The organism is Halobacillus andaensis (assembly GCF_014636475.1).
In the GTDB taxonomy this organism is placed as follows: domain Bacteria; phylum Bacillota; class Bacilli; order Bacillales; family Halobacillaceae; genus Halobacillus_A; species Halobacillus_A andaensis.
The window spans coordinates 305,048-330,587 of the sequence record NZ_BMEL01000001.1; the positions used below are offsets into that span (position 1 = coordinate 305,048).

Genomic DNA, 25,540 nt, shown 5'->3' on the forward strand with positions numbered 1-25,540 from the left:
TTTATCTGCTCTATGTTATAGACCTATGTGAGAAACTTGAAGGACATGCTTAAAAGTTATCAAGACGTATGTTTTTCTAGGAATGGTAAAGCCTAATCATCATAAGAAACATGGGGGTTATGGCATGAAAGAGAAACAGCCTATGTTTGAACATTACGAGAAAAATGTGAGTTACCTCAAAGATTACCTCGGGATTGAAGAAAGCTTTGACTTAATCCATTTGGATGTAGTCTACGCTAATCGGAAAATGTCCTTATTTATGGTGGACGGATTTGTTAAAGATGATATTTTACACTACCTCATGAGGGTATTATCTCACTTAGATGCTAACGACTTAAGTATTGATCCTCTTGAGAAATTGTTAAAGACGCACATCCCTTATGTGGAATTGGAGCAAGAGACAGATTTGAATAAAGCAGGAGATAGTGTATTAGCAGGGCCGACGGCTTTAGTTGTTGAAGGCGTGGATAAGATTATTATGATCGATGCTCGTACTTATCCCGTACGAGGTCCTGAAGAACCCGATTTGGAACGAGTGGTTAGAGGTTCAAGAGACGGATTCGTGGAAACGCTTGTATTTAACACAGCGTTAACGAGAAGAAGGGTTCGAGACCGTTCGCTGCGCATGGAATATTTACAAATAGGGCGAAGATCTCAAACGGACGTATGTCTCTGTTACATTAAAGACATCGCAGATGATGACCGTATTCAGCACTTACAGAGGGTGCTGAAAGAAATCGATACTGACGCTCTTCCTATGGCAGAGAAAACAATTGAGGAATTTATAAGCGGTCAGCATTGGAATCCTTATCCGGTCATCCGTTATACCGAACGCCCTGATACAGCTGCTGCTCATTTATATGAAGGTCATGTTTTGATCATTATTGATGGATCACCGAGCGTAATGATTACACCTGCTACCTTTTGGCATCACATGCAGCATGCAGAAGAATATCGTCAAAAGCCACTAGTCGGAGCTTATTTACGCTGGGTAAGATTTATTGCACTGTTTATGTCTCTATTTTTACTACCTTTGTATTATTTATTTTCCATACAGCCAGATTTACTGCCAGTGGACTTATCCTATATTGGACCTGAGGAAGAAGGATCCATACCGCTCATTGTTCAATTTTTAATTGCAGAGATTGGAATTGATATGCTGCGCATGGCCGCGATTCATACCCCTTCATCATTAGCGACAGCTTTAGGGCTCGTAGCAGCAATATTAATAGGTCAAGTAGCCGTAGATGTAGGGTTGTTCTCTGTTGAAGTTGTGCTTTATTTATCTATTGCAGCTATAGGAACATTTGCCACACCAAGCTATGAAGTAGGTTTAGCCGATCGTATCTCAAGAATTGCTTTATTAATGGTTACAGGATTGTTCGGACTAAAAGGTTACATTATAGGGATTACGTTGTGGATCCTTTATTTATCTAATATGCAAACATTTAAAACCCCGTACCTATGGCCTTTTCTACCATTCTCTTTACGAGCCTTTAGAGATATATTTGTTCGATCTCCGATTCCATTAAAAAATAGAAGACCTGCATTTCTGCATCCAAAAGACCCTGACCGATAAATTGGTTAGGGTTTTATACGTTTTCAATCCCATGATTGATTGGTATAATGGTTAAGGTGATAATATGAAAACAATCTATGACGTTCAGCAATTACTAAAAAAATTCGGAACATTTATCTATGTGGGTGATCGTCTGGCCGATATAGAACTAATGGAAGACGAGGTTCAAACGCTATATGAAGCTCAATGTATAACGAAAGACGATTATCAGATGGCTATTTTACTTTTGCGTTCGGAAATAGCACTTTTAAGAGATAAACAAAAAGGGGAGAATGGGTTAAATGAATGAAAAATATTGTATTGGAGCAGACATTGGCGGAACAACGATAAAGCTGGCCGTAATCTCAACTGAGGGAGAAATTATTAAAAAGTGGGAGATTCACACGGATACGAGTGACCGTGGAAAGAATATTACGAGTGACATTAACATAGCTATTAATGATGCTTTAGACGAGTTGCATTTACATAAAAGCTCCATCCTTGGTATAGGTGCTGGAGCCCCTGGTTTTGTAGACACGGACACGGGCTATATTAATGAAGCGATTAACATTGGCTGGAAGGATTTTGATTTTGGAATAGAGCTAAAGGAATTAACGGGGTTACCCGTCTGGGTCGATAATGATGCTAACTTAGCTGCTTTAGGCGAGAACTGGTTAGGTGCTGGGAGAGGCGTAGAGAATTTAATTGCAGTTACACTTGGTACTGGCGTTGGTGGTGGAATTATTGCTAATGGAGAAGTGTTGAATGGTGCAAATGGCACAGCCGCTGAGATTGGACACATGACAATGAAGAAGTCAGGAGGAGCTCCTTGTAACTGCGGGCGAACAGGATGTTTAGAAACGGAAACTTCTGCTACAGCCATCGTTAGGAAAGCGAAGGAAACTGTGAATCAATATCCCGCGTCCACTCTTTCTGAATTAGAAGCTATGACAGCTAGAGATGTATTTGAAGCGGCTGATAAAGGAGATCCTGCTGCTAAGGAAGTATTAGAAGATGTTATAGATACGCTTGGATTAGCACTTTCCAACTTAACGGTTACTATTAATCCGAACAAGATTGTGTTAGGCGGGGGTGTATCTAAAGCTGGAGAGCAATTATTAAAGCCGTTAAAACAAGCGTATATAAGTTACGCTTTACCAAGAGCGGCCGAAGCATGTAAGTTTGAGCTTGCTGAATTAGGAAATGATGCCGGCGTCATAGGCGGAGCATCGTTGGTAAAACAGTATTACAAATAAAAAAGCCATTTAGTTGGCTTTTTTTTAATGAAGTATAGGACCATCTAAAGAGTGAGCGGATACTCGTATGGAGGTTGAGATAATTAGTAATTATTGGAAAGTACTACATTCTGTGAAACTTTTGTGGTAAGATATTCGTCATATTAGGGGGAATTGTTTAAAAATCATACAGCGTGGAAATTAATAAAAGATAAACATCCTCGTAAATGCACATTACAGGGTGGAGGAGGAAACAACATGCAATTTAACAAATTGCGATTACCTTTATTTGTTATTGCATCGTTTCTCTTTGGTTTAAAAACATATTTTATGTACCGCTTTATGTTTGGCTTAACCATCGAAAACTTGATGCAGGAATTTATTTTATTTGTTAACCCCTTAGCAAGTGCTTATTTGGTTTTTGCGATCAGTGTTTGGCTCAAACCTAAAAATCAAATGAGGTATTTGCGTTGGACCGCTATTGCAGGTACATTAATTTTATATTTAAACTTAGTTTTTTATAGGAATTTTACTGACTTTATCACCATACCAGTCCTGTTTCAGGGAAACAATGCAGCTGATTTAACTTCAAGTATATTTACTCTTATACATTTTGAAGATGTGCTTCTTATTTTAGATATTATTATTATTTGGCTGCTAAGCGTTAAGTCAATTCATGCAGCTGTACACTTTAGTAGGCACTCTAAAATTGCAGCAACGGCAGTTACTTTCTTATTACTTGCGGGTAATGTAGTACTGGCTGAAATTGAACGTCCTATGCTCTTTGTTAGAGCTTTTGACCGTGAGTATTTAGTGAAAAATATAGGAATTTACAACTATCATATTTATGATGCTACCATGCAGACGAAAACGAAAGCACAGCGCGTTTTTGCGGATGATAGTGAGATTAGTGAAATTGAAACCTATATGAAAGAAGAAACTGGTTCTAAAGAATCGTCAGAAATGTTCGGTGTGGCTGAAGATAAGAATGTAATTTTTGTAAGTATCGAATCTTTCCAAAATTACTTATTGGATTCTGAAATTAATGGTACAGAAACCACCCCTTTCTTGAATGATCTTAAAGAAAGAAATGATACGATTTGGTTCGAAAACTTTTATCACCAAACGGCTCAAGGGAAAACATCAGATTCCGAATTTATAGTGGAAAATTCACTTTATCCGCTCGATCGTGGATCGGTCTACTTCACCCATGCTCAAAATGAGTACAATGCTCTTCCTGAAATCTTAAATCAAAATGAGTACGAAACTACTGTTTTTCATGCTAATAATAAAAGTTTTTGGAATAGAGAAGTCATGTATGACAACATTGGCTATGACGAGTTTTATGGGGAAGAATCTTTTGAAGAAACGGAAGAGAATTCATTTGGATGGGGACTAGAGGATAAAGATTTCTTTGAACAGTCCATTCCTTATTTAGAAGACCAAGAGCAGCCATTTTACAGTAAATTTATTACGTTAACTCACCATTTTCCGTTTGAGTTACCAGAAGAGAAAGCAAATATTGATAAGCATGATTCTGGCTCCCAAACTTTAAATGACTCCTTCCAAACGGCTAGATACACAGATGAGGCTGTAGAGGTTTTCTTTAATGAGTTAAAAGAGTCAGGATTATATGAGGACTCCATTATTGTACTAATGGGAGACCACTATGGCATTAGTGAGTTTCACAATAAGGCAATGGGTGAATTTATTGGTAAAGAAATTAATGGTTATGAACATATGCAATTACAAAGAGTACCTTTTATGATTCATATACCAGGCTATGAAGACGGAGAAAACAGCGACGAAGTAGTTGGACAAATTGACGTGAAACCGACATTGCTCAACCTGCTGGGTATAGAGGATGAAAAAGATCTTACCTTTGGAACGGACATGTTTTCCGACGATCGAAAAGGTTTTATTGCAATGAGGGATGGCAGTTTCGTAAGTGATGATTATATTTATACTGATTCAATTTGTTATGATCGAGAAACAGGAGAAGAAATTGACCCGGAAGAGGAAGCATGCGCCCCTGTAAGAGAAAAAGTTGATCAGGAACTACAATATTCCAACGACATTATTTATGGAGATTTATTTAGGTTTTATGATTTTAAATAAGATATGAAGTCATTATGAGTTCAATCTCATAATGACTTTTTACTTTTATATACGGTGAACTCGGGTATTATAAGAAGAGTGTCTAAAAAGATAACATTTTGGGGATGTTTCAAAATAGAGTGAAAGGGTGGAGATGAGAATGTTTCAATTTAAGGATGTTTCTTATGGGCCTTTAAAAGATTTAACATTTTCGATTAATAAGAAAGAAAAAGTTATGCTATTTGGTCCTTCAGGAGCTGGGAAAAGCACTTTATTGTTTTTATTCAATCGATTACATAGTCCAAGTAGCGGGTCTATTTATTTAGACGAAAAAGAGATAGCTGACTTTGAGGTTACAGATTTAAGAAAGCGTGTAGGGTTAGTGTTACAGGATCCTAATTTATTTCCGGGCACGGTTTTGGATAATATTAAATACGGTCCTTCCATATTCGGAGAATGGGATGAGCGAGAAGCAGAGAAGTTACTGCAATACGTTCAGCTACCGACATCCTATATAGACAGAGATGTAGAGCAGTTATCCGGGGGAGAAAAACAAAGAGTTTCTCTAGCACGTACCCTTGCTAACTCACCAGAGGTTCTCTTATTGGATGAGCCAACGAGTGCTTTAGACTACCGAACCGCTGAAGAAATAGAGGAATGCCTAGAGAATTTAATAGAAGAGCATAATTTAACAATGATTATGGTGACTCATAACTTACAGCAGGCCAGTCGATTGGGAGAAAGAGGCTTATTTATAGTTGATGGACAGCTCGTAGAAGATGGACGGATTCTGGAAATGCTTGAAAAGCCTAAGTCGAATGAATTGGCAAGATTTATTGAAGAATAAAGGAAGTGAATCTAATGGAACCAGAAATCTCTAATCAATCCTTACTATTTTTAATTGTATTTGTTTTTATTCCGCTCTCATTATCTTATTTTTATCAACTTGGCTTAAGTAAAAATATCTTATGGTCATCTGTACGTGGGACCATACAGTTGTTTGCTATTGGTTATTTATTAACTTATTTGTTTGATTTACGAGCGAGTATCGGAATACCTTTAATGATTAGTATTATGATTACGGTAGCTACTTTTCATGCTAGGTTAAAGGGAAAAGAGCTTCCCCATGTGTTTTGGTACATACTGGTTGGCTTGTTAGTAATCGAAATAAGCGTGTTAAGCATGTGGCTGTTATTTGATATGGTTGAATTCACGCCTTCAGAAGTGATTCCAATGAGTGGAATGGTGATTGGAAATAGTATGGTAGCCATGGGACTGGCACTAGAGCGAATGAAAAATGAATTTAAAGAGAACAATGGTCGATTATTAGCCGCCTTATCTTTAGGAGCTAAACCTAAAACAGCATCTAAACTAATTGTACAAAAAACGTTGAATGCTGCTCTTATACCTAACGTTGATCAGCTTAAGACGATTGGATTGGTACAGCTTCCGGGCATGATGACGGGCTTAATTCTCGGGGGAGTAGAACCGGTAATGGCGATTAAGTATCAGCTTGTCATCTCACTAAGTATATTTTCATCGGTATCTTTGAGTGCGATGTTTATTACATTAGCGATGTACCGATACTTTTTTAATGCTCAGGATCAATTATTGGAAACGGAAGAAGAAATTCGCACGCAGTCTTAATAAAAAAACTCCAGTTGCAAAAGCAACTGGAGTTTTTCTTTAAGTCTTTAACTAAATAAATTTGCATAAATGGTCATCACTGAGAACCAGCCAAACATTATAGCCGATCCAGCCGCAAAAAGAACAGCAAAGAAATTTTTTGTTTTAATTTCTCTAAATACAGCAATTACACATAAAATGGTTACGAGTAAAAGAAGGATTGCTGTTACCATAAGAAGACCTCCAATATCCTTTTCATTATTATCACCCGATATGTATGGATGTTATACTATATGTACCCGTTTTCTTTCCACACTTATTTTATAGTATTAAAGTTGATTTGTCGAGTAGTTATCAGTGAATATTTTAGGATATTGAGGTGTTATATAATGTTAAAAATTACAAGGCTGCCATTAGGGATGATGGGTACAAACTCTTACATTATCACGTCGGGAGAACAAGCGATCATTGTTGATCCTGGCGGAGATTTTGAGAAACTAGATCAGTTTATTAAGGACAAGAGTGTAAACGTTATTGCTATTCTATTAACTCACGCTCATTTTGATCACATTGGCGCTGTGGATCAGGCACGGGACGCTTATCAGGCCCCCGTTTATTTACACAAAGCTGAAAAAGATTGGCTGATGGATAGTACGTTAAACGGCTCGGCTCTTTTTCAATTAGGAGATATTACAGCTCGGCCAGCTGATTATGAACTTAACCCAGGTCAAATGGAGCTTGGACCCTTTACGTTTGAAGTTCGTCATACGCCAGGGCACTCCCCTGGAAGTGTATCATTTGTATTTCGTAATCAACGTTTTACTGTAGCAGGTGATACGTTATTCCAGCGAGGTATAGGGAGAACAGACCTCCCAGGGGGAGATCGAGAAATATTAGAGGATAGTATAACTACTCAATTATTTAGTTTAAGAAATGACATGAAAATTTATCCTGGACATGGTTTGCCAACAACAATAGAAGAAGAAAAGAATGAAAATCCTTTCTTCGCGTAAAAAAGAAAAAACAGCTCCCAATAAAGGGAGCTGTTTTTTTAGTGACCTCCGAAAGAAGGCACTAAAATGAATGAAGAATAATAAGTAAAACCAATCATAAACACTGTCAAGTACGAGAAAAATATGTATATGTACATACGTTCAGACAGTTTAAGGTAACCAATTGCAAGGAAAAAGGCAGTTTGAGCTAGAGATAAAAATGCAGCTTCCATCATGTCGCCAGCATAAAACATAACGGCAAAAATCCCTGTCCAGAACGCCAATACACGAAACATGCGATCCATGCTTCTTCCCCCTCCTTTATCATCTATCATCGTAACGCTATCATTCATATTATAAACGACCAAGTCACGATTGTAAATAAACCATATGTTTATCTCTTATACTCTATCCTAAATTATGAAATTTAAACGAAATTAAAATAAAAAAATTAAAAAAATTATAGGATATAGGTTTAATAAATTGTACAAAGGTTATACAATAACTGTACATGAGAAATTCGACAAAAAATTTAATTTATAAAAGGAGCGATCAAGATGGAAGCTTTAAAATTTTACAGCTACCCTAGTTGCACATCCTGTCGCCGCACTAAATCATGGCTTACTACTCAAGGAGTTAAGTTTGATGAGCAGCACCTTTTTAGAGAAACGCCTACTGTTGACGAGTTGAAACAAATTCTAACCCTTACAACGAATGGAATAGATGAAATTTTGGCGAAACGCAGCAAAGAGTTTAAGGAACTTAACATAGAAGTCGAAGATTTAACGGTAAGTGAGTTTCTACAACTAGTTAACGAAAAACCTAAGCTGTTAAGACGACCAATCCTAACTGATGGTGAGAAGTTAGTGATTGGATATAATGAGGAAGGGTTAAAAGGTTTAACCACAGAGCCGAACGAATTTAAAGCAAAAATTTCATAGCTCATAGTAGTAAAACCGATGCATGCATCGGTTTTTTACATGGAGTATTTTTTTATAAAATAATCGCTTTGTCCTGTAGAAAGCTTGAGGTGCCATTCGCATCTATAGGTTTTTTCTATAAGCGTCTCGCAGCTAACTTCCGCGATACCAGTAGGTAAGGTATAGCTTTTTATAAGGTTTCCCATATCACTTTTATTTCTCATCAACTCAATCTCCGAGTAATAATAAAGGTTTTGAAGTTGGTGGAAATGGACGATGGATTGAGTAGAGTACATTTGGTTTTTATATAGATTAATGGTAAACATGGTAATGAGGATCATAAGGTTTACTAAAATAAAGACCCAGGGAAAAATAATGCCTCTTTCATTGGTTGAAAAGAGAAACAGGGATTGTTTTATAATAATCATCTCCATTTCTGGTAGTGACATGAATATCCAAAAGGTGATTCTGTAAAGAAAAAGTAATATCTTTTAGGTCATGGATCAGCAGTTCATGACCTTTTTCATCTACTCTTCTACGAACATCATCTCCATATAGTGAAACCTTAATTTCTCTATTATCTACATCTGTTATAAGGATCTGTCGTTCACTAACTGTAATGTTGCTTGATGAGTTCATTTCGTCTTCAATGAACGTGAAAAATTGAAATACAGCTAATTCATCAAAATAAGCAGGACTCTTAACCATCTTTATAGTAGGTAAGCTGATACTTAAAAGAATGGCAACGACAATTAAAGATATAATTGTTTCGATAAATGTAAAACCTCTCTCATTATAAAGGTGCATATAAGCATTCTTTCTCTTCTTCATTTTGTTTAGTCTTCCATTCAGCACATCCTTCTCGATAATTCGGATGAACATTAAATGTATAATGTACCTGATCAATTGATTCGTTTACGGCTTCTTCAAAAGAACTGGTTGAATATTCATGAAGCTTGTTTTGTAAAGTAACCAAAGCGTTTCGTTTTATCGATAATGAATGCTGTGCTGTTCTCATCTCCATAAGTAGGGGGGTTATAAGTGAAGCTGCAATCATAAGAACGCTGAAGGCACTTATTACTTCTACTAGAGTAAATCCGTTATTGTTCATCAATTCTCACCCTGCTCTTTCCAAATGGAAATGTAATTTTGTAATTAGTGTAACCGGTTTTTAGTGTCATTGTTCCTGGACTTTGCATTGTACCGCTTGAATTAAAACGAATAGGAGAGGTAAGGCTTTGAAGACTTACCTCCCAATCATGGGGGAATTTTCTATGATAGACTGTTTCTTTATTTTGATAGTCGTATAAGTAATAGTCATTTTGTACAGGGCGAACCATGATCCAATAATTAGGATGGTCCGCCATCGTTAATTGTTGAGCGAGTAACATATCTTCTTCAAACTGCTCCAAGTAATGCTCGGTTTCTAATTTACTGACTGTACGTTGTTGAAGCGGAGTAAATAATAGGAGGAGGAGCGTAAAAGCTGTCAGGACCAGAATGACCTCAATTAGTGTATAGCCTTTTTGGTGATCAAGGGCTATCAACTTTTCCACTCGCAGAATCATAGTTAAGCTCCTCGCCATTTGGGCAAGTAGTTTGGGTAATGTAATTTTCATCAACTAAAACATTTAAATCAGTAGGGAGAGCATTGTGCTCAAGATAGTAAGACTCCACTTGGGCTTCTGTAGTTAAAACAAGCGCCTCACATCCTTTTGTGCGAATTGACTCTGTGTTTTCTGTTAAGTTTGGAATAGTGATGATCAAGAGCACCGAGATAATAAGAAGTACAATAAGCATTTCTATTAATGTAAAGCCTTTTTGGTTCATAAGTGAGCAACTCCTTCAAATTTGGTCCATCCATTGGTACAGGGGCAGCATAATGGAAGCATAGATGAGTACAACGATACATGCTACTCCGATAAAAAAGACGGGTTGAATGTATTGAACAATCTTAAGCATTTTTTCTTTTAATTGATCAATGAGAAGTTCTGATAGCATTTGTAATTCAGACTCGAGTGTTTCTAAGTCATTGGTGTGATGAAAAATAGAGGTAAGCTCTGGCCTAAATAATGTACAGCTATGCACAGAAGCGGCTAACGTTTGGCCATCCTGTAATAGATTTTCAATTCTTTTTCCATAAGCAGCTAATTCAAGGTATTTTGTTTGGTGGGAGATCACTTTTAACGCCTCTTTTAACGGGAGTCCTGCTTTAAGAAGAGAGCTTAAGTGGGTGGAAAATAGAAATGATAAAGTGAACATTTTATAGGAGCGCAAGAGAGGGGTTTTTTCATACATAAGTAGCCGGTGAGAGGCAGTTAATTTATGATTGGTTAGATAGAATCCAAGGCAAAGGCCTATTACAAATAAAACGATGAGGCCCATACTCGAAATAGCTAAGTCAGTTATTTTTAAAATGATAAGGCTCCATGGCTGGATTGTACTATTTGCGAATAATGTACTAAAGCTTGGAAGAATTGTTTGTTTGATTACGGTAAAAGCGATGGTTAAGAAAATAAGTAGAATAATGGGGTACCTCATTGCTTCTTGAAGTTTTTTCTTAGAATCGTGATGAAGCTGTAATATCTCAGCACACTGTCTAAACATAGAGGGAAGGTCTTTATGAATTCTTGCGAAATATAAGAATGAACTGACCTGTTTAGAAAAATTTGCTTTTTTAAATGCTTCGTCTAAAGGATTTCCTACATTAAGTTCATCGATAATATCTTCAGTGATTTTCTTGAAGTTGTGGTCCCAGCTGGTCATTCTAAGAGCCTTAAGCAAAGGGTATCCTTTAGTCAGGAGTTTGCAGAGCCGATTTAAAAAAATGATTTGTTTTTTGATAGGAAGAGAAGGAGACTTATTTGATAACGAGTGTCTAATCTTTGTAATAGCCGAGAGCATAAGCTTTCCTCCTTAATGTTTCAAATGGAAGAAAGGAGGGATCCTCTGAAGGCGGGGTATTATGAATAGCTTGCCTAAGGGTTGACTTCTCTAGCAGTTCCAGGATGGCAGCTCTTCGAGGTTTAGGATCAGCTAAATTTAGATTTATGAGCTGTTGGCAAGCGACAGCAATTAGCGTTTGTTCAAGTTCAACCGTCTTTATATTCATTTCTTTCAACCTTTGAATGGTGCCATAGGCATCTTTTGCATGAATGGTGCTGACGACTAAGTGGCCACTTAAAGCGGCTCGGATGGCAAAGTGGGCAGTATCCTTATCTCTAATTTCTCCTACCATAATGAGGTCTGGGTCATGACGGAGAGCAGCTTTTAATCCTGCATCATAGGTGATTCCTGCTCTTTCGTTTACTTGAACCTGGATAATGTCATCTAGATTCTTTTCAATGGGGTCTTCTAATGTAATAGCTTGCAACGGTTGGTCGTGAAGAAGGGTCTGAATTAAGGCATACATAGTAGTCGTTTTCCCGCATCCTGTTGCACCAGTAAATAAAATCATTCCACTTGGACGTGTAAGCCAGGATTTTAGGGTTTTTAATTGGTGGGAGAAAAGGAAGAGCTGTTCTAGCTTTAAGAGTTCGGCAGAGGGAAGGATACGGATAGCTAAGCTTTCACTTTTAATAGTGGGTAATGTGGAAAGCCTTAAATGATACAATAAGGGGGCGTCGCGATGTTCTAATGAAGCATTTTGGGGCTTAGTGACTTCACCAATGTCCATCCCTGAAGTAAACTTGAAATAAGCTAGTAACTTCTGATAAGTTGGATTAGGTAAAGATTTGTGAAAAGTCCGACGACCGAACATACGAAAGTAAACGTCGGTATTCTCTTCGTTAGGTGAAAAATGGACATCTGTAGCAGATTGATGAATAGCGGTGGAGAGTAAATCTCTAGCCATAGTAGCAATTTGACTCACGTTGAATTATCACCTCATTTCAATATCTTTGCCTATACTTACTTCGACATAAGTTGCTAAATTCCTGCAAAAATCTTTTAAAAAATGGAGTGATGGTCCTATGATTTTTTTAATTGGGTACATGGGCAGTGGTAAATCCACGGTGGCTCGTGAGCTAAGTGATAAGTTGAATATGCCATATATAGAGATGGATGAAGCGATTGAACAGCAACAGGACATGAGTATTCCGCAAATTTTTAATAAATATGGTGAAGCGCATTTCAGAAAGCTGGAGACGGATTTATTAAAATCTCTGCAAGCACCAGTCATTGTTTCAACGGGTGGAGGAGTCATATTAGCTTCTGAAAATCAAGAAATATTAAAAAAAGGTACGGTTATCTTTTTGGATGCGGCTTTTGAAACGATTGATGAGCGTCTTTCTAATGATCAAGACCGACCTCTATGGACGAATAATCGAGAAGAAAACCGACAGCGTTATGAAAAACGCTTGCCGATTTATCGTTCTCTAGCTAGCCATGTGATTCAAGTTGATCATAAGGAAACGACTGTTATTATAAATGAAGTTCTCAATTGTCTAAAAAGCTAACCCACCGGACATAATAAAAGTAGTTCTGATAAAGGTGGGGTCACTTATGAAAAAGAGTGAGTATGCGCAATTTTTAACAGAAGAAATGATGAAACACATGCATATGACTAAGCAGGAGAAAATTGAAAAGAAGCAGGCAAAAGTGTCCAAAAAAAGTACTTCTTATTGGTTTGGCCTCTTGCCATTCGCATTGAAAATGCTGAGAAAGCGACGCAATTAATGATAGTTGGTTAGCATTTTCTGAGACGTCTCATTGGTTAAATAGATTAAACCACCATTAGCTACACTCAACTGAATACGAGGCTGGTAACGTATATGGAGCTGTTCAAGCTCCTTTTCGTATTGCTCCGGATCAACATCCTTGGATTGAAAAAAACTTTCTAGCAATTTTCGCTCGTAATGGAGTTGGGAGAGTGATTGATCAGCCCATTGAGTATCAAGTTCAGAAAGGTAGTCTTCAATGTGCTGAAGCAAACGATTATATCCGCTTTCCAAACGAATTAATGGAGTCATTGGAAAAGTGTAATCAGATATGCTGGAAGTTAATGGCACATCTAAAAACTTGTTCATAGCCTCGTGAATGAGAGCTCCATTAATAAGGTTTAGACCAAGTGACAGCAATAAATCTTTAGACTGCTTTCCTCGAAATGTGAGTTTCACATTGATACATAACCACGGGTGAAGGGCAAGGTTTTGAGAAGGCGAATCCACCTTCTCATACAAACGGGTCGTGTACCCCTTTTCAAGGGCTACTTGATATATTTGTTGCAATTTAGGTGTTCCTGCGTGTAAAAATATACCCTCTTCCGCATCCCCTAGACTGATATCTTTAAACGATAAACTTAACGGTTCCCCTTCTCGATTCATCTTTTTCATATAATGCCAATAAAATGGACGATTCATAAGAGCTTCATCCATTTCTTTTGTGAGCTTAATTGTCATATGTTTAGGGTTTTTCTCTTTTATTGTACAACCGTTTAATTCAAAGAAACATTTTGTGAAGTCATAATGACTGGCGTTGTTCAACCTAATTCCTTCCTTTCTTCTACTGAATACTCAACATAGCTGACTAAATTCTTCATTTTAATATCAATCTCACCTTGAGACTCAGACTCTTGAAGGATCGTCTGAACGTGCTTTTCAAAACTACCACCCGGGATTTTTTCTAAAATGGCATCTAAGTCCCCCACTGCATTTTGGAAGAGTTGTATTTTTTCATAAAGTAAGGAGAGGATGTGGTCCTCAAGGGTATCTTTAATCGCGAAGTTAAAGACATTTACATCTTTCTCTTGGCCGAAACGGTGGATTCGGCCGATTCTTTGTTCTAAACGCATTGGATTCCACGGCAGGTCGTAATTAATCATATTGTGACAAAACTGCAGGTTTATACCTTCAGCACCTGCTTCAGTGGCAATCATTACTTGTGCATTATTTTTAAAAAGCTGTTTCATCCAGTCTCTTTTACTTTTATTGAATTTGCCGCTAAAAGGTACTGATGATATGCCCTGCTGCTGTAAGAACCATTGTAAATAAAATTGAGTAGCTCGGTATTCCGTGAATACTATAAATTTTTCTCCTGATTCTTTAATTAACTCTGTCATTTTTTGTGCTTTTGTATGGTGAGGTAATTCTCCAAGTCTCTCCATTAAATGGGTTTTAAGCTCAGACGGGTTTTGTTCATTCATGGATTTTAATGACATAAAGCAAGCTTCTCTCGAGGAGCAAAGCTCTTTAGCTAAGGTTAACCATGTAAAGGAAGGATAGTCTGTTTTAAGAGCTTCTAACTCTTGATAAAAGCGTTGTTCTTCTTCGTTGAAATGCAGCGTAATATTTTTAACTCTACGTTTTGAAGCATCTAGACCAGTATCTTTCCTTAAATTTCGTATCATTAGCTTGCTAAGCAGTGAATGAATGTGCTGCTGTGTTGTTTCTTCTTCTAAGGACGTATTTTTATATTTCTTCTTAAATTCTGTTAAATCACCAAGATAACCTGGTTTTAGTATTGAAACTAAGTTAAACAAGTCACTTAAATGATTTTGTATCGGAGTCGCTGTTAATAAAAGACAATATGTTTTTTTCAGTTGTTTCACAAATTGAAAGTTTTTTGTCTGATGATTTTTTAACTTGTGTGCTTCATCAATAATAATCATGTCGTAAGAAATAGAGAGAATTTCTTCCTTATGACGTTCTCTCTTAGCCATATCTATTGAAGTTACAGTTACGTCCCAATTTTTCCAGTCTGCATGTTTCTTTCTTGGAGAAGCAGCTTGTATATAAAACTTCTCGCTAAGTTCCTGAGTCCACTGATTAACTAATGAAGCAGGGGTTAAAATAAGTACTTTTTTGGCCATTCCTCTAATCATATATTCTTTTAAAATTAAGCCAGCTTCTAAAGTTTTTCCTAAGCCAACCTCATCAGCAAGAATAGCTCGGCCGTTCATTTCATGAACCACTCTTTCACAAGCATTTACTTGGTGATCTAAGAACTGAACATGAGGGAGCTGTTCTAACGCTAATACCCCTTCAAATTGCGGGATGGATTGTAGTTTCAACCCTTCCCACGCTAATTTAAATTCTTCAAAACTACAAAGCGAATCGGACGCTTCCAGTCTTTTGGTGAGGTTAGGTAAAAATTCGGAGTCTTGGTGGACTTTAATCAAGTTCAATCCCTCCTTATAGTGAGTTCATTAATAGATTTTTTTGAAATTTAAAAATCTAAACTGTACGTTTGAGATCGCTATGGTATAATGAAGCTGAAAATTAAGAGAGTTAGTCGCATGCTTTACAGGTTAGTATGTCCCGTTCCATCTAACTAAATACTAAAGCGAATGACTGCAGGGGGAGAGTCTACGTAATGTAGCGCCGAAGGAGCAAGCAAATGATTGTGAATCTCTCAGGCAAAAAGACCTCTGTAGGACGCAGCTCTGGAGAGAGTTTATCAAAATAGGTAAACCACCCAAGAAGCAAGCGTAAAAGATTGCGTGAAACTTTCTGGTGCACGGACAGAGACTCCCTATTAATGCGGTGGAGTCTCTTTTTTTTATGGCTAATAAGAGATAAGGAGTGATCGAATGACGGATTTAAAGCGCACACCATTATATCCTGAATATAAAAAACTTGGTGCTAAAACAATTGATTTCGGAGGCTGGGATTTACCGGTTCAATTTTCGAGCATAAAAGACGAACATCATGCTACGCGTCAAAAAGCTGGTTTATTTGATGTGTCCCACATGGGCGAAGTGCTTGTGGAAGGGGAAGAAAGTTTAGCCTTTTTGCAAAAAATGCTGACAAATGACGTTTCAAAATTGAAGCCTGGAAAAGCGCAGTATACCATTATGTGCTATGAAAATGGCGGCACTGTCGATGACCTTATCGTTTATATGTTAGACGAGAATAAATATTTGCTCGTTATCAATGCAGCAAATCGAGAGAAAGATGTGGATTGGCTTAAGCAACACATAGATGAAGAGGTAAATGTTGCAGACGTTTCTGATGAGTATGTGCAGTTAGCTTTGCAAGGTCCTAATGCTGAGGCAGCGTTGCAGAGTTTAACGGATACAAAACTATCAGAGATCAAGTTTTTTAACTTTGCTCAAGACGTTCGCTTTAAAGGAGTAGAGGGAGAAGCTATTGTATCGCGCACTGGTTATACTGGTGAAGATGGCTTTGAAGTATACTTGCCAAGTGGGTCAGGACCTGTATTATGGCAGGCTATCCTTGAATACGGTGAGGAACATGGGGTCCAGCCTATAGGATTAGGTGCAAGAGATACTCTACGATTCGAAGCTAATTTAGCACTCTATGGGCAAGAATTGAGTGCTGATATTACCCCGCTTGAAGCTGGTCTTCGATTTGCCGTGAAACTTAATAAAGAAGCTGACTTTATAGGGAAAGAAGCATTACTCCGTCAGAAGGAAGAGGGTCTAAAACGTAAGCTGGTCGGGATTGAAATGATCGATAAAGGAATCCCTCGGACGGGCTATGATGTAGTAGATGGAGATAAGGTGATTGGTTTTGTAACGACTGGCACACAATCTCCTACATTAGGAAAGAATATAGGATTAGCTTTATTAAATACTGAATATACAGAGCTTGGTACAGAAGTAAGTGTACAAATTCGCAAGAAAACGTTAAAAGCGAAAGTCGTATCAACCCCTTTTTATAAACGTTAATGGATTGGAGGAAAAATAAATGGAATTTCGATACTTACCAATGACAGAACAAGACAAAAAAGAAATGCTTTCGACTATTGGGGTGGAGTCGACGGAAGAATTGTTTGCGGACATTCCTAAAAATGTCCGCTACAGCGGCGATTTGAATATTAAGCCACCCAAAAATGAATACGCCCTAACTAAAGAATTAACGCAGCTTGCTCAACGAAACGTTGATACTAAGTCACATACTAGTTTCCTTGGTGCTGGTGTTTATGATCATTATATTCCATCGATTGTTGATCACGTCATTTCTCGTTCAGAGTTTTATACTGCATATACACCATATCAGCCAGAGATTTCACAAGGCGAATTGCAGGCGATCTTCGAATTTCAAACCATGATTTGTGAACTTACAGGAATGGATGTAGCTAATTCTTCTATGTATGATGGCGGCACGGCTTTAGCTGAAGCAGTAAATCTATCTGCCGGCCAGACGAAAAAGAAAAAAGTATTAGTATCAAAAGCGATTCATCCTGAATCCCTTTCGGTTATACATTCATATGTAAAAGGACCTGGGGTTGAAGTGGTAGAGATTGATCATAACAATGGCGTCACCGATTTAGAGCAGCTGGAAAACGAACTCGACGAAAATACGGCAAGTGTCGTTCTACAGTATCCTAATTTCTTTGGTCAAATTGAACGTTTAGACCGCGTACGAGAACTTGTGGATCAACAGAAGAAAACGATGCTTATTACCTCTAGTAATCCTTTAGCACTTGGTTATCTTACACCTCCAGGGGAGTTTGGAGCGGATATCGTAGTAGGTGACGCGCAAGTCTTTGGAATTCCTGCCCAGTTTGGTGGACCTCACTGCGGTTATTTTGCTACAACGAAGAAACTGATGCGTAAAGTGCCAGGTCGGTTAGTAGGTCAAACGAAAGATGAAGAAGGCCGCAGAGGATTCGTGCTTACATTACAAGCGCGAGAACAGCACATTCGACGTGATAAAGCGACATCTAATATTTGTTCAAACCAAGCGTTAAATGCTTTGGCTTCATCAGTGGCTATGTCTTCGCTCGGGAAGCAGGGACTGAAAAAAATGTCTTGGATGAATATTCAGAAAGCCTCATATATGAAGAAACAATTAGAGGAAACTGGTTTTGATATAGCATTTGACGGAGCGTTCTTTAATGAAATTGTCGTAAATTTAAAAGGTGACATAGACACCGTAAACCGAAAACTGTTGGATAAAGGGATTATTGGGGGTTACGATTTAAGCAGACGTTTTCCTGAGTTAAAAGGACATATGCTTGTAGCGGTGACAGAAATTCGTTCGAAAGAAGAGATCGATCAGTTCGTTAAGGAAGTGGGGGATATTTGTGGCTAATCAAGACTTTCCATTAATTTTTGAACACAGTCAAGAAAGTCGTACAGGCTTTAGTTTACCTGAATTAGACGTTCCAGAAACAAATATAGAAGACCAACTGGGCGAAGCTTTTATTAGAAAGAGTGAACCAGAACTGCCAGAAGTGAGTGAATTGCAGATCATGCGCCACTATACGGCTTTATCTACAAGGAACCATGGTGTGGATTCTGGGTTTTATCCTTTAGGCTCATGTACGATGAAGTATAATCCAAAAGTTAATGAGGATATCGCACGACTTACTGGTTTTAGTCATATCCATCCCTTGCAGCCTGTTGAAACTGCGCAAGGCGCACTGGAGCTTATGTATGACCTTCAAGAGACGTTAGCTGAAATAACAGGAATGGATACCGTGACACTACAGCCAGCTGCAGGTGCTCACGGTGAGTGGACAGGCTTAATGATGATTCGAGCATTTCATGAAGGGAACGGAGATTATAATCGAACCAAAGTGATTGTTCCTGATTCAGCACATGGGACGAACCCCGCTTCGGCTACCGTAGCAGGCTTTGAAGCGGTAACGGTAAAATCGAATCAGCAAGGTCTTGTAGACTTAGAGGACCTTAGACGCGTCGTAGATGAGCATACAGCTGCGCTTATGCTGACTAACCCTAATACATTAGGGTTGTTTGAAGAAAATATTGAAGAAATGGCCTCAATCATTCATGAAGCTGGAGGAAAACTTTATTATGATGGTGCTAATTTAAATGCGATCTTAGGTTATGCACGTCCGGGTGATATGGGCTTTGACGTCGTACATTTAAACTTGCATAAAACGTTCACTGGGCCGCACGGCGGCGGGGGGCCGGGTTCAGGACCTGTTGGAGTTACAGCGGAATTTGAACCATTTCTGCCAAAACCAATATTAACAAAACGTGAAGATGGCTACGATTTTGATTATGATCGACCAAAATCGATTGGACGAGTAAAACCATACTACGGGAACTTCGGCATTAACGTTCGTGCTTATACGTATATTCGCACGATGGGTGCAGAAGGACTTAAAAAGGTTAGTGAATATGCTGTTTTAAATGCGAACTATATGATGCGCCGTCTTCAAAAAGAGTTCGAGCTTCCGTTTGACCAGCATTGTAAGCATGAGTTTGTTTTATCTGGCAAGCGTCAAAAGAAATTAGGAGTTCGTACACTGGACATAGCCAAGCGTTTATTAGACTTTGGATATCATCCTCCTACGATTTACTTCCCAATCAATGTAGAGGAAGCCATTATGGCAGAACCAACCGAGACGGAATCTAAGGAAACTTTAGATGCTTTTGTTGACGCTATGCTGCAAATCGCTGAAGAGGCGAAAAATGATCCAGAAAAGGTTCAAGAAGCACCTCATACAACGATCGTTAGCCGTATGGATGAAACAACCGCTGCTAGAAAACCAATTTTGAGGTATCAAAAAGAGGAATAAAATTAAAAGACGCTGCAATAGCTGCAGCGTCTTTTAGTTTTTTGTTTTAATTTTTCCGTTCCATTTTTTAAAGCCGCCCTGTAGTTGGTTTAGGTTTTGATAACCTTTTTTATTGAGCATTAATGCTGCACGAGTCGAGCGTGCACCACTTTGACAATAAAGGTATACAGGCTTGTCCTTGCGAATTTCAACTAAGCGGTTTCTCATTTGAGATAATGGAATATTGCGAGCTCCTAAGATATGGCCCCCATCATATTCTTTTGGTTCACGTACATCAATAAGTTGGGCTTTTCTATAACCTTGTCGAAACTCATCTTCCGTTAAAGTGGTTAATATTTTTCGAGCCTTCATAAATCGGAAAATACCAAAAGCGATTAAGAAGACGATTGCACCAATTAAAATCCATAGTTCCATTTTCTCTCTACCCCCTCTTCCCCTATCTATTATATGGGGGAATACTTCTTATTTCAAAGTTTTTTTCCCGTTGAAATTATATGATGATGTATTTTATGATAGAGAAGCTTTATCTATATTTACAAAATAGTATTTTGAATCAAAAGCTATGCAAATGATAAAAAAGGTGGTTTTGAATATAAGAAAAGATGTTTCCTCTAAATATCTTCTGCTTACTTTATATTTTGAACGATTTTCAAATTGACAAAGTTCTACAATGTTGTTCAAAACACAATATATAGAAATATTTTTTATTTTGAGTACAATATATTGATTAAAAATTCATAGATGTGGTATGTTACTTATAGGTTAATAATCAATGTAGTAATTTATGGACATGCCTCAGGAAGCATGATTGAAGGGAGAGGTTTGTATGCAAATGACGTCCACAACGAGTGACGCCAATGCAAAAATCGATGTAGAACGGTTAAATGCTGATATAAGGCAATTCGACCAAGTGCATGAGATTACACCGGATATGCATGTAACACATAGCGGTGTATCGAGACTAGTCATGCTCGATCGTTATGCATTCAAAGACACAGAGAAATTAACTTTATCTGAAGGTGATTTCGTTGTGTTAACGGTGAAGGACGATCCCAAGTTTCCAGCACGCGGTTACGGTTTTATTCAATCAATCGATTGGGAAAAACACAAAGCTGTTGTCAAAGTTGAACCCGATTTTGTTAATGTGCTAGATAGTGAAGAAGAACGCGATTCAGGGTTAATTATACGCAACCTAGATATTATAGATAAGCCTTTGGAAGTTTATTATGAACAGATTGCGCTAAGAAATGCTGCTGGTTTATCAGCGGTTGAAGTAGATGAGGAGAAAAGACAACAAAGCTTTGAAGAATTTTATAGAGAGCTTTCTAATTTAAACTTTATACCTGCGGGTCGAGTTCTATATGGTGCAGGATCGAACACAGACGTTACTTATTTTAACTGTTACGTGATGCCATATATTCAAGATTCTCGTGAAGGAATTTCTGATCACCGAAAACAAGTAATGGAAATCATGTCCCGAGGGGGCGGGGTTGGAACAAATGGTTCTACTCTTAGACCAAGAAACACACTCGCTCGTGGAGTAAACGGTAAGTCATCAGGTTCAGTATCTTGGCTTGACGATATTGCGAAGCTGACACACTTAGTAGAGCAAGGCGGTTCAAGACGCGGTGCCCAGATGATTATGTTAGCTGATTGGCATCCTGATATCGTCGAATTTATTATTTCAAAAATGCAAAACCCTCGTATTTTGCGTTATTTAATAGAAAATACAGAAGACGAGCAAATTAGAAACTTAGCGAAAGAAAAATTAAAGTTCACTCCACTTACAGAAACGGAACGAGATTTGTACCAAAGTGTTGTCAATTACAAGGCGATGCCAGGTCAAGGTGGTTTTACAGAAAGCAGCATTCGGGAAGCAGAAGAAAAACTTCATACCGGCGGAACGTATACCGTGAATAATCCTGAATTCTTAACAGGCGCTAATATTTCCGTATGTATTACAAAAGAATTTATGGAAGCTGTTGAAAATGATCAAGACTATCGCTTACGGTTCCCAGATGTTGAATCTTATACAAAAGAAGAAATGGACATTTATAATGCAGAGTGGCAAGCAAGCGGAGACGTACGTGAATGGGAAGATAAAGGACTAGCTGTTCGTACGTATCGTACTGTCAAAGCTGCTGAGCTATGGAAGCTTATTAATATTTGCGCTACTTATTCAGCGGAACCAGGTATCTTCTTTATCGATAATGCAAATGAGAAAACAAACGCTAGTGCGTATGGCCAAAAGGTGGTTGCTACTAACCCATGTGGAGAACAACCATTAGCACCATTTTCAGTCTGTAATTTAGCTGCAGTTAACCTTGCAGCTGTTGCAGATAAGGAAGCTAAACAAGTCGATTTTGAAAAACTAAGAAAGACGGTAGCTACGGGCGTACGCATGCAGGATAACGTAATCGACGCTACTCCTTATTTCCTGGAAGAAAATAAGAAACAGGCCCTTGGAGAACGCCGTGTAGGCTTAGGAGTTATGGGATTACATGACCTTCTTATTTATTGTGAAACCGAGTATGGATCTGCAGAAGGGAATCAGCTCGTTGATGAAATTTTCGAAACGATTGCTACTACCGCTTATCGTGCGTCGATCGACTTAGCCAAAGAGAAAGGAAGCTTTCCTTTCCTTGTTGGAGAAACCGATGTAGAAACGAAGCAATTACGAGAAAATTTTGTGAATACTGGATACATGCAAGCAATGCCTGAAGATATAAGAGAAGGAGTCCGTCAATACGGGATAAGAAACTCTCATTTACTTACAGTAGCGCCTACTGGAAGCACAGGTACAATGGTGGGTGTGAGTACAGGTCTTGAGCCTTATTTCTCCTTCTCGTATTATAGAAGTGGTCGTTTAGGTAAATTCATTGAAGTGAAAGCAGATATTGTAAAAGAGTACCTGGACCGAAACCCGGACCAGGATCCTGATCAGTTGCCTGAATGGTTTATTACTGCTATGACGATGAGTCCTGAAGCTCACGCGGATACGCAGTGTGTTATTCAGCGCTGGGTAGACAGTTCCATCTCTAAAACAGTAAATGCACCAAAAGGCTATTCTGTAGAACAGGTGGAAAATGTGTACCAAAGACTTTATCGTGGTGGAGCTAAAGGCGGAACCGTATATGTAGACGGCAGTCGTGACAGTCAAGTACTAACGTTGAAAGCGGAAGAAAATGCATTTGATGGGGAACAAACAGAGTTTGAATTTGAAGAAGATACAAAACCTCGTTTTGTACTGATGGACACGGTACATGAACTTGAGAAAACTAATGTAACGATTGGGTCTGAAGTTGGAGATACCTGCCCCGTTTGTCGAAAAGGAACAGTAGAAGATATTGGCGGCTGTAATACGTGTACAAATTGCAATGCGCAGCTAAAGTGTGGGTTATAATATAGAAAGAATAGACACTTGCTTCATGCAAGTGTCTTCTTTTTATAACTGCTCCATTCCTTGTCATCAAAGGGAAACTAGTGTATCATTTTCATGAAAAGGTCTAGCGACCATATGCTGTATTGGGGGTTCAACATGCCGACACCAAGTATGGAAGATTATATTGAACAAATTTACATATTAATAGAAGATAAGGGTTATGCTCGTGTTTCTGATATTGCTGAGAACCTGCAAGTCCACCCGTCTTCTGTGACAAAAATGGTTCAAAAATTGGATCGTGACCAATATTTAAACTATGAAAAATACCGTGGGCTGATCCTTACTCCAAAAGGGAAAAAAGTTGGGAAAAGGCTCGTTTATCGTCATGAACTTCTCGAACAGTTTTTGGAAATAATTGGAGTAGAAAAAGATAAAATCTACGAAGATGTAGAAGGGATCGAGCATCATTTAAGCTGGGATTCCATAGATCGCATAGGTGATCTTGTACAATATTTCGAAGAAAATAAAAGCCGAGTATCTGATTTAAGAGATGTTCAACAAAAAAATGAAGATCAAAATAGTGAAGAAAATTAAAGGTGTTTCATAACGCCTTTTTTTTGTGCCTTCCTGTTCTATAAATGACGACTTCTTTCTATATATAAGTGTGGGGGGATGCGCGTGAATATAGACGGCGTTTTTTCTGGTGGAGGGGTGAAGGCACTTGCATTTATAGGTGCATTAGAAGTTTTAGAAGAGCAAAATTATTATTTCGAAAGAGTGGCAGGAACTTCAGCTGGGGCCATCATTGCGTCTTTAAAAGCAGCTGGCTATAATGCGAAAGATTTAAATGTCATTCTGGAGGAATTATCCTTCGAGAAACTGATCGACCAACCTCTTTCGGATCAAATTTTCCCTTTTTCAAAATGGTTATTTCTATACTTTAGAATGGGCTTGTATAAAGGAAACCGTTTAGAACAACTTTTAGCTAAATGGCTGCATAAGAAAGGGGTTCACACGTTTGCCGACCTCCCCAAGGGGAGCCTGAAAGTCGTTTGTTCTGATGTTACTTTAGGGAGAATGGTTGTATTTCCAGATGATTTAAAAGAGGTGTACGGCATTGATCCTAGGACGTTTTCTGTGGCAAAAGCAGCAAGGATCAGCGCGAGTTTGCCTTATTTTTTTATGCCTGTCAAAATCCATGGAAAGAAAGGAAAATCGCTGGTGGTCGATGGGGGCGTACTTAGTAATTTTCCGATTTGGTTGTTTGAAAATGAGCATGGGAGACGGAAGCGCCCCATAATTGGAATGCAGCTAAGTGATCCGCCTGATCAGCTCCCTGAGCGCAAAATAAAAAACTCTATTCAAATGTTTCAGGCATTATTTAGTACGATGAAGCAAGCTCACGATGCGCGGTATATATCAACCACAAAAAGTCGCGACATTATTTTTATCCCTGTAAAAGGTGTGGAAACCACGGATTTTTACCTAAGCCCTTTACAAAAAGAAAGATTACTTGAAATAGGCCGTGAACAGGCGATGGGATTTTTAAAAAGGTGGTCAAAATAAAAGATCGAGCCTGTGTTAGAAAGAGGCACGATCTTTTTTGTTATTTTTATTTCCTTCGATCACTCTTAAATGAGATGGCTGCTTTCGTTTAGCTTTTTTCTTTTGGAGCGAAGTAGATTTTGTAGTAGAAGTATTGGTTTTAGTTGATTTCACTGGCTTTGGCGCTTTGTATTTTTGTTTTGATTGTTTAACCGCTTGTTTGTACTTTTTCATTTCATTGCTGTTACCTCCAGAACCGATGCGCTGGCGGATAAAGAAAAAGTAGATGGCTCCGTAAATCAGAACTGCGATTCCAATCATCATTACAATAGAAGATAGAAAGCTCGATGTGTTAGTGAAGAGCTGCACGCCTACGTAGAATATAGCAAGGGCAATTAGTGTATAGATCATAGGGTTTACCCAGTTCCTCGTCATGGTTTATTCCTCCTTTACATAATTTCAATAAGGATGGTCTTACTTTCTGTATACCACTTTAGTCCTTGTTGTTATCATTTTTTTACACATTTATAAAATTATTCGTGTTAACTAACTCTTTAAATTCTTTCCAAGCACGCTTTAAATATGCATAGAATAGGAAATTTAACTCTAATATTTCACTGGAAAGGATAGAACTTCTATTCTTTTATTTTACAGCAATACGAAGAGTTTCACTACAGTTTTTATGCAAAGAAATTGGATGAAAAATGAGAAGTTGGAAAATATAACGATGA

At 38.2% G+C, this 25,540-nt stretch carries 28 protein-coding genes and 2 riboswitches; of the genes, 16 read left to right on the top strand and 12 right to left on the bottom strand.

What is annotated here, in order from left to right:
* The first annotated feature begins 124 nt into the window (after positions 1 to 124).
* The 6 genes from IEV27_RS01580 (at position 125) to IEV27_RS01605 (ending at position 6,537) form a co-directional block, all read left to right on the top strand.
* Positions 125 to 1,579 carry a spore germination protein gene (locus IEV27_RS01580; RefSeq protein WP_188375698.1) on the top strand — a complete coding sequence of 485 codons (1,455 nt, stop codon included), beginning with the start codon at positions 125 to 127 and terminating at the stop codon, positions 1,577 to 1,579.
* Positions 1,580 to 1,643: 64 nt separating this feature from the next.
* On the top strand, positions 1,644 to 1,868 hold the full coding sequence (locus IEV27_RS01585) for a YqgQ family protein (RefSeq protein WP_188375699.1): 225 nt from the start codon (positions 1,644 to 1,646) through the stop codon (positions 1,866 to 1,868).
* On the top strand, positions 1,861 to 2,814 hold the full coding sequence (locus IEV27_RS01590) for an ROK family glucokinase (RefSeq protein WP_188375700.1): 954 nt from the start codon (positions 1,861 to 1,863) through the stop codon (positions 2,812 to 2,814). Before IEV27_RS01585 ends, IEV27_RS01590 begins: the two co-directional genes overlap by 8 nt.
* A gap of 237 nt (positions 2,815 to 3,051) precedes the next feature.
* Positions 3,052 to 4,911 (top strand): LTA synthase family protein, encoded by a 1,860-nt coding sequence (locus IEV27_RS01595; protein ID WP_188375701.1) that lies wholly within the window; start codon positions 3,052 to 3,054, stop codon positions 4,909 to 4,911.
* 139 nt (positions 4,912 to 5,050) lie between these two features.
* Positions 5,051 to 5,737, top strand: a complete 687-nt coding sequence (locus tag IEV27_RS01600; protein ID WP_188375702.1) for an ABC transporter ATP-binding protein — start codon at positions 5,051 to 5,053, stop codon at positions 5,735 to 5,737.
* A 14-nt stretch (positions 5,738 to 5,751) separates the two neighbouring features.
* Positions 5,752 to 6,537 carry an ABC transporter permease gene (locus IEV27_RS01605; RefSeq protein WP_188375703.1) on the top strand — a complete coding sequence of 262 codons (786 nt, stop codon included), beginning with the start codon at positions 5,752 to 5,754 and terminating at the stop codon, positions 6,535 to 6,537.
* A 47-nt stretch (positions 6,538 to 6,584) separates the two neighbouring features.
* On the opposite strand, the gene IEV27_RS01610 is transcribed toward IEV27_RS01605, so the two are convergent.
* Complete coding sequence (locus IEV27_RS01610) at positions 6,585 to 6,749, bottom strand: DUF2759 family protein (protein WP_188375704.1); 165 nt, start codon at positions 6,747 to 6,749, stop codon at positions 6,585 to 6,587.
* Positions 6,750 to 6,905: 156 nt separating this feature from the next.
* On the opposite strand from IEV27_RS01610, the gene IEV27_RS01615 reads away from it, so the two are divergent.
* Entirely contained in the window at positions 6,906 to 7,529 is a 624-nt protein-coding gene (locus tag IEV27_RS01615) for an MBL fold metallo-hydrolase (RefSeq protein ID WP_188375705.1), read from the top strand.
* 38 nt (positions 7,530 to 7,567) lie between these two features.
* On the opposite strand, the gene IEV27_RS01620 is transcribed toward IEV27_RS01615, so the two are convergent.
* Complete coding sequence (locus IEV27_RS01620) at positions 7,568 to 7,813, bottom strand: DUF2626 domain-containing protein (RefSeq protein WP_188375706.1); 246 nt, start codon at positions 7,811 to 7,813, stop codon at positions 7,568 to 7,570.
* A gap of 252 nt (positions 7,814 to 8,065) precedes the next feature.
* Here IEV27_RS01620 and IEV27_RS01625 point away from each other — a divergent pair, with 252 nt between their 5' ends.
* Complete coding sequence (locus IEV27_RS01625) at positions 8,066 to 8,449, top strand: Spx/MgsR family RNA polymerase-binding regulatory protein (protein WP_188375707.1); 384 nt, start codon at positions 8,066 to 8,068, stop codon at positions 8,447 to 8,449.
* Between the two features lie 363 nt (positions 8,450 to 8,812).
* On the opposite strand, the gene comGF is transcribed toward IEV27_RS01625, so the two are convergent.
* From comGF to comGA, 6 genes are read right to left on the bottom strand one after another with little or no spacing between them, the layout of a single operon-like run.
* On the bottom strand, positions 8,813 to 9,259 hold the full coding sequence (gene comGF / locus IEV27_RS01630) for a competence type IV pilus minor pilin ComGF (RefSeq protein WP_188376784.1): 447 nt from the start codon (positions 9,257 to 9,259) through the stop codon (positions 8,813 to 8,815).
* Positions 9,222 to 9,539: a type II secretion system protein gene (locus tag IEV27_RS01635; protein WP_188375708.1), complete on the bottom strand. Its 318-nt coding sequence runs from the start codon at positions 9,537 to 9,539 to the stop codon at positions 9,222 to 9,224. The genes comGF and IEV27_RS01635 overlap by 38 nt, the downstream gene beginning before the upstream one ends.
* Positions 9,529 to 9,996 (bottom strand): competence type IV pilus minor pilin ComGD, encoded by a 468-nt coding sequence (gene comGD / locus IEV27_RS01640; RefSeq protein ID WP_188375709.1) that lies wholly within the window; start codon positions 9,994 to 9,996, stop codon positions 9,529 to 9,531. The genes IEV27_RS01635 and comGD overlap by 11 nt, the downstream gene beginning before the upstream one ends.
* Positions 9,962 to 10,258, bottom strand: a complete 297-nt coding sequence (gene comGC, locus IEV27_RS01645; RefSeq protein WP_188375710.1) for a competence type IV pilus major pilin ComGC — start codon at positions 10,256 to 10,258, stop codon at positions 9,962 to 9,964. Before comGC ends, comGD begins: the two co-directional genes overlap by 35 nt.
* A gap of 15 nt (positions 10,259 to 10,273) precedes the next feature.
* A complete protein-coding gene (comGB, locus tag IEV27_RS01650; protein WP_188375711.1) occupies positions 10,274 to 11,332 on the bottom strand; it encodes a competence type IV pilus assembly protein ComGB in 1,059 nt (352 codons plus the stop codon).
* On the bottom strand, positions 11,307 to 12,299 hold the full coding sequence (comGA, locus tag IEV27_RS01655) for a competence type IV pilus ATPase ComGA (RefSeq protein ID WP_188375712.1): 993 nt from the start codon (positions 12,297 to 12,299) through the stop codon (positions 11,307 to 11,309). Before comGA ends, comGB begins: the two co-directional genes overlap by 26 nt.
* 100 nt (positions 12,300 to 12,399) lie before the next feature.
* Between comGA and IEV27_RS01660 the strand changes: the two genes are divergently transcribed.
* Complete coding sequence (locus tag IEV27_RS01660) at positions 12,400 to 12,885, top strand: shikimate kinase (protein ID WP_188375713.1); 486 nt, start codon at positions 12,400 to 12,402, stop codon at positions 12,883 to 12,885.
* Between the two features lie 46 nt (positions 12,886 to 12,931).
* Positions 12,932 to 13,105 (top strand): YqzE family protein, encoded by a 174-nt coding sequence (locus IEV27_RS01665; protein WP_188375714.1) that lies wholly within the window; start codon positions 12,932 to 12,934, stop codon positions 13,103 to 13,105.
* Here the strand turns inward: IEV27_RS01665 and IEV27_RS01670 are convergent.
* Both IEV27_RS01670 and IEV27_RS01675 read right to left on the bottom strand, forming a co-directional pair.
* Positions 13,102 to 13,911 carry a YqhG family protein gene (locus IEV27_RS01670; protein WP_188375715.1) on the bottom strand — a complete coding sequence of 270 codons (810 nt, stop codon included), beginning with the start codon at positions 13,909 to 13,911 and terminating at the stop codon, positions 13,102 to 13,104. The genes IEV27_RS01665 and IEV27_RS01670 overlap by 4 nt on opposite strands.
* Positions 13,908 to 15,545 (bottom strand): DEAD/DEAH box helicase, encoded by a 1,638-nt coding sequence (locus tag IEV27_RS01675; protein WP_188375716.1) that lies wholly within the window; start codon positions 15,543 to 15,545, stop codon positions 13,908 to 13,910. The genes IEV27_RS01670 and IEV27_RS01675 overlap by 4 nt, the downstream gene beginning before the upstream one ends.
* 168 nt (positions 15,546 to 15,713) lie before the next feature.
* Positions 15,714 to 15,804: riboswitch (glycine riboswitch) on the top strand.
* A gap of 3 nt (positions 15,805 to 15,807) precedes the next feature.
* A riboswitch (glycine riboswitch) is annotated at positions 15,808 to 15,893 on the top strand.
* Between the two features lie 63 nt (positions 15,894 to 15,956).
* Here IEV27_RS01675 and gcvT point away from each other — a divergent pair.
* From gcvT to gcvPB, 3 genes are read left to right on the top strand one after another with little or no spacing between them, the layout of a single operon-like run.
* Complete coding sequence (gcvT, locus tag IEV27_RS01680; RefSeq protein ID WP_188375717.1) at positions 15,957 to 17,057, top strand: glycine cleavage system aminomethyltransferase GcvT; 1,101 nt, start codon at positions 15,957 to 15,959, stop codon at positions 17,055 to 17,057.
* 19 nt (positions 17,058 to 17,076) lie between these two features.
* On the top strand, positions 17,077 to 18,426 hold the full coding sequence (gene gcvPA, locus IEV27_RS01685) for an aminomethyl-transferring glycine dehydrogenase subunit GcvPA (protein WP_188375718.1): 1,350 nt from the start codon (positions 17,077 to 17,079) through the stop codon (positions 18,424 to 18,426).
* A complete protein-coding gene (gene gcvPB / locus IEV27_RS01690; protein WP_188375719.1) occupies positions 18,419 to 19,882 on the top strand; it encodes an aminomethyl-transferring glycine dehydrogenase subunit GcvPB in 1,464 nt (487 codons plus the stop codon). The genes gcvPA and gcvPB overlap by 8 nt, the downstream gene beginning before the upstream one ends.
* Before the next feature lie 33 nt (positions 19,883 to 19,915).
* Here gcvPB and IEV27_RS01695 read toward each other — a convergent pair whose 3' ends face one another.
* Positions 19,916 to 20,296: a rhodanese-like domain-containing protein gene (locus IEV27_RS01695; RefSeq protein WP_188375720.1), complete on the bottom strand. Its 381-nt coding sequence runs from the start codon at positions 20,294 to 20,296 to the stop codon at positions 19,916 to 19,918.
* 418 nt (positions 20,297 to 20,714) lie between these two features.
* Between IEV27_RS01695 and IEV27_RS01700 the strand changes: the two genes are divergently transcribed.
* From IEV27_RS01700 to IEV27_RS01710, 3 genes are all read left to right on the top strand, one after another.
* The gene (locus tag IEV27_RS01700) at positions 20,715 to 23,285 is read left to right on the top strand and encodes a vitamin B12-dependent ribonucleotide reductase (RefSeq protein ID WP_188376785.1); all 2,571 of its coding nucleotides are present in this window, start codon (positions 20,715 to 20,717) and stop codon (positions 23,283 to 23,285) included.
* Positions 23,286 to 23,420: 135 nt separating this feature from the next.
* Complete coding sequence (gene mntR, locus IEV27_RS01705; RefSeq protein WP_188375721.1) at positions 23,421 to 23,858, top strand: transcriptional regulator MntR; 438 nt, start codon at positions 23,421 to 23,423, stop codon at positions 23,856 to 23,858.
* Between the two features lie 78 nt (positions 23,859 to 23,936).
* Positions 23,937 to 24,830, top strand: a complete 894-nt coding sequence (locus tag IEV27_RS01710; protein ID WP_245345283.1) for a patatin-like phospholipase family protein — start codon at positions 23,937 to 23,939, stop codon at positions 24,828 to 24,830.
* Positions 24,831 to 24,845: 15 nt separating this feature from the next.
* On the opposite strand, the gene IEV27_RS01715 is transcribed toward IEV27_RS01710, so the two are convergent.
* Entirely contained in the window at positions 24,846 to 25,244 is a 399-nt protein-coding gene (locus IEV27_RS01715; RefSeq protein ID WP_188375723.1) for an SA1362 family protein, read from the bottom strand.
* Between the last annotated feature and the right edge of the window lie 296 nt (positions 25,245 to 25,540).